Genomic DNA, 4,062 nt, shown 5'->3' with positions numbered 1-4,062 from the left:
CTTCTGGGACAACTCCCATTTCTTGTATTTCATATTTCAAATATATTAGTTTGAAATTTAAAAGAACACTCCGAACTTATTGGGGGCTAAAATAACAACCCTCTGAAAAACATATTGTTGACCATATTGACACTAATAGAAAAAATAATAGACCTGAAAATTTAAGATGGATAACTAAATTAGAAAATGTCTTATTAAATCCAATAACACTTTCGAGAATAATTATAAAATATGGAAGTATTGATAATTTTTTTTCACGTCCATCAAAACCTTTATACGGTCAACTAGAACAAAATTTTGAATGGATGCGAACTGTTACTAAACAAGAATCAGATAATGCAAGACATAACTTAATTAATTGGTCAAAAAAGGGTGAAATTTCATCTCAGGGACAATTAGGAGAGTGGATTTTTAATCAAGAGGACATTAAACCCGAGTCTATTCCAGAAACAAATTACATGATGTCTAAAACTCCTAATGCAGCACAACTCATTATTTTCTATAATGATAAGCCTAACGAATATCCTAGTACACCGAAATCTATAGAAGGTAATCCATTATCAGCATATTATAATAATTTGAAAAAAGGAGTTCCTTTCTTTAAAAATCATAATGGGAAATATGTAATTCTTAAAAGTGGTTTCTCTAAAGATGAGCAATCTATATATGTAATGTCAAGAGCTGATTATGTATGGAGAAAACAAAGCAATGAAGAATATATACCCGTACCAATAAATGAGCTTAAAGAAAATATATCAATTAAAGATTTACCTCATACACTTACTGAAATTACATATATTGATAATTTTTATCTTCACTCAGAGGTTGAATCAGGCTTTCATCCCATAGAAGAATTAGAACAAATATTTCAAGATTACACAAAATAGAGAAATTTACAACTTAAATAAATAAAAACTAGGTACAACAACGGCTAAACTTCATGCGGGTTTAGTTCTAACTTCAAAGTGTTGTGTATATTTACTAAGTCGCCAAATCTTGTTGATTTGGCTTTGTGAAATCAAAGAAACAAATCCAAACAAAAAGCTTCGGCTTAGTCCGTGTTCGAAAATCTTGTCGATTTTCAAGCCCGCACAAAGCCTAGCCAAAACCGTTGTACTGCATTAAATAGTAACACCGAAAAACTATATTCAATTCGAAATTTCCTATTTTTGTAATAAATCTTTTAATTATGGATATACAAGCTGAAAAATTAGAATTAATGAAATTGTTGTTAAACACAAACAATCCTTCAATACTTGAGTCTATAAAAAACATTTTAAAAAAAGATAAAACTTCTGATTTTTGGGATGAACTTAGTTCGGAACAACAAAGAGAAATTGACAATGCAGATATTGAAATATCTCAAGGTGAAACAACAAATTATGAAACTTTTATGGCTTCTCACAGATAATGAGTAGAACTGTAATTATTTCAAAAACAGCTGAGAAAAAACTTGAAAAACTATTTAAATTTCTAGTTGAAAATTGGAGTATGAAAGTTAAATCTGACTTCGTAAAGAAGCTAGATAAAAACATAAACTTAATAAAAACTAATCCTGAAAGTTTTCCTCAATCTGAAAAAAAAGTTGGGTTGCATAAATGCGTAATTACAAAACAAACAACTTTATTCTACAGACATAACAGTAAAAAAATTACAATTGTTACGATATTTGACACACGTCAAAATCCTAATAAACTGAAAAAAGAAATATAAATAGTGAAATAACGCAGTACAACACCGGCTAAACTTCATGCGGGTTTTGTGCAAACTTCAAAGTTTTGTGTATATTTACTAAGTCGCCAAATCTTGTTGATTTGGCTTAGTTTAACTAAAAAATACAAATCCAAACAAAAAGCTTAGGCTTAGTACGTGTTCGAAAATCTTGTCGATTTTCAAGCCCGCACAAAGCCTAGCCAAAACCGTTGCCAAGCATTAAAATGAATGAAAAATATTATAAGAAATTTAAACATTATATCTCTATTTATTTTTATTGTTTGTATGATAATTGAACAGCTTAGATTTATTGGGGCTTATTTTTTTGCATATGTAGTTATTTGGGTTTATTTAATTTTTTTAATAACTGAAATTAGATTTCTAATTTTAACTAAGCCAAAATTCGTGAATTATTTAAAAGAAAACTTAATTGGATTTATTGGATTAATTACTTTTCCTTTACTATACGTTGTACCAATATTGATCTAAGAAAATATTATAAATGAAATATAAAAAAACATTAATTTTGACTCTTGGAATTTTATTTACAACAATTAGTTATTACACATACGTCATGTATGATTTTGCAAAAGGAGTCCAAACAGATATTAACAATAAGATAAATCATTTTCCAAGAGATTTTGAAGTGTTCGAAAAAATTAAAGACGGAACTTGGTTAAATCTAAATGATTCATTAGCAACTGTGAGAATTACTAAATATGAATGGATTTTTAAATATAAAGGTGTCGCTATTGATTCTACGGATATCTATAATTACAATATAAAGACAAATAACAATTCTAAAACTCTATTATTAACAAATCGAAATGATACGCTTAAATATGTAATAGAGAATTTAACAACGGAAGATTTAGAAATTATTTATTTACCTAGAGGGAATTTTCATAGTTATAAGCGAATTGAATAAAACGCATGGCAACACCGGCTAAAATTAATACGGGCTCTTTTCCCTACTCCAATGTTTTATGTATATTTACTAAGTCCGCCAAATCTTGTTGATTTGGCTTAGTTAAATTAAAAGAAACAAATCCAAACAAAAAGCTTAGGCTCAGTCCGTTCTCGAAAATCTTGTCGATTTTCAATCCCGTACTAATCCTAGCCAAAACCGTTGGCTTTAATATTGAATGAAAATTTTAACTAACAATAAAATCACACCAGAACTAGAAGAAACCATTGTTAAAATGTTAGTTCAATATAATTCTGAAAAAATCGACAGTTCAAAATATATAAATGAACCTCTTGAAATAATTATCAAAGATGATAATAATGATATTTTAGGGGGAATTTATGGCAGAAGTATTTGGGGAACCTTAGAAATAAAAACTTTCGTTATTAAGGACAATTATAGAAATCAAGGAATAGGCTCCAAGCTAATTAAAGCTGCCGAAAATGAAGCTCTAAAACGAAAATGTAATTTTATATCACTCGACACTTTTTCATTTCAAGCACCTGGTTTTTATGAAAAAAAAGGTTTCGAGAAAATAGGAACTGAAACAAATTATCCTCAAAGTCACGACAAATATTATTATCGAAAAAAATTGAAATGATTGCAATTGAAAAATTTAATGAAAAAGATTTTAGAAGATTAATAAACTGGTCATCTAATGAAGAAACTCTAACTCAATTTGCTGGAGCAATATTTACTTTTCCATTGACAATAGAACAACTAAACGAATATGTAAACAATGAACAAAGATTATCGTTTAAAGTAATCAACTTGAATAATGGAAATGTAATTGGACATGCCGAAATATCTCCCTCTGAAGAAGAAAATACGGTTAAAATCTGTAGAATTTTAATTGGAGAAAAAAATCAAAGAGGAAAAGGTTACGGAAAAGAAATTATTAAACAACTATTAGACAAATCTTTCAACGAATTAAATAAAGAAAAAGTGGAATTAAATGTTTTCGATTGGAATATTTGTGCGATAAAGTGTTATGAAAATATAGGTTTTAAGATTAATTCTAGTAAAACGAGTATTTCTATAGTAAATGGAAAAAAATGGAAAGCTATAAATATGCAGATTCTTAAAAATAACCTGAAACAAAATACTAAAGCCAACACCGGCTAAACTTCATACGGGCTTGGTTTTAAACTTCAAAGTTTTGTGTATATTTACTAAGTCGCCAAATCTTGTTGATTTGGCTTAGTTAAAATCAAAGAAACAAATCCAAACAAAAAGCTTCGGCTTAGTCCAGTCTGAAAATCTTGGCGATTTTCTTCCCGCACAAAGCCTAGCCAAAACCGTTACAAGCAAGCATAATGAAAAAAATAATATTCATAATATGTTTGACATTTAGTTTAACTTCTTGTCGAAATGAAAAAAAG

General features: G+C 28.4%; 6 protein-coding genes and 1 pseudogene. All 7 read left to right on the top strand.

Features of this window, described 5'->3' with window-relative positions:
* Positions 1-110: 110 nt before the first annotated feature.
* Positions 111-179, top strand: a pseudogene (locus GGR97_RS15465) (HNH endonuclease); the annotation flags it as partial.
* A 126-nt stretch (positions 180-305) separates the two neighbouring features.
* Positions 306-887, top strand: coding sequence for a hypothetical protein (locus tag GGR97_RS15115; protein WP_245229527.1), 582 nt, complete (start codon positions 306-308; stop codon positions 885-887).
* 302 nt (positions 888-1,189) lie between these two features.
* Positions 1,190-1,411 (top strand): hypothetical protein, encoded by a 222-nt coding sequence (locus GGR97_RS15110; RefSeq protein ID WP_167899362.1) that lies wholly within the window; start codon positions 1,190-1,192, stop codon positions 1,409-1,411.
* Positions 1,411-1,713, top strand: coding sequence for a type II toxin-antitoxin system RelE/ParE family toxin (locus GGR97_RS15105; protein WP_167899361.1), 303 nt, complete (start codon positions 1,411-1,413; stop codon positions 1,711-1,713). Before GGR97_RS15110 ends, GGR97_RS15105 begins: the two co-directional genes overlap by 1 nt.
* A gap of 502 nt (positions 1,714-2,215) precedes the next feature.
* Positions 2,216-2,641, top strand: coding sequence for a hypothetical protein (locus tag GGR97_RS15100; RefSeq protein WP_167899360.1), 426 nt, complete (start codon positions 2,216-2,218; stop codon positions 2,639-2,641).
* Between the two features lie 217 nt (positions 2,642-2,858).
* Entirely contained in the window at positions 2,859-3,281 is a 423-nt protein-coding gene (locus tag GGR97_RS15095; RefSeq protein ID WP_167899359.1) for a GNAT family N-acetyltransferase, read from the top strand.
* Positions 3,278-3,805 carry a GNAT family N-acetyltransferase gene (locus tag GGR97_RS15090; protein WP_167899358.1) on the top strand — a complete coding sequence of 176 codons (528 nt, stop codon included), beginning with the start codon at positions 3,278-3,280 and terminating at the stop codon, positions 3,803-3,805. The genes GGR97_RS15095 and GGR97_RS15090 overlap by 4 nt, the downstream gene beginning before the upstream one ends.
* Positions 3,806-4,062: the final 257 nt, after the last annotated feature.

The sequence above is a fragment of the Wenyingzhuangia aestuarii genome, assembly GCF_011927765.1.
Classification (GTDB): domain Bacteria; phylum Bacteroidota; class Bacteroidia; order Flavobacteriales; family Flavobacteriaceae; genus Wenyingzhuangia; species Wenyingzhuangia aestuarii.
This window is presented reverse-complemented; position numbering and strand designations above follow the sequence as displayed.

Coding starts and splice junctions, on each gene's coding strand:
- GGR97_RS15110 (WP_167899362.1), top strand. CDS start 1,190: ATGGATATACAAGCTGAAAAATTAGAATTAATGAAATTGTTGTTAAAC.
- GGR97_RS15095 (WP_167899359.1), top strand. CDS start 2,859: ATGAAAATTTTAACTAACAATAAAATCACACCAGAACTAGAAGAAACC.
- GGR97_RS15090 (WP_167899358.1), top strand. CDS start 3,278: ATGATTGCAATTGAAAAATTTAATGAAAAAGATTTTAGAAGATTAATA.
- GGR97_RS15105 (WP_167899361.1), top strand. CDS start 1,411: ATGAGTAGAACTGTAATTATTTCAAAAACAGCTGAGAAAAAACTTGAA.
- GGR97_RS15115 (WP_245229527.1), top strand. CDS start 306: ATGCGAACTGTTACTAAACAAGAATCAGATAATGCAAGACATAACTTA.
- GGR97_RS15100 (WP_167899360.1), top strand. CDS start 2,216: ATGAAATATAAAAAAACATTAATTTTGACTCTTGGAATTTTATTTACA.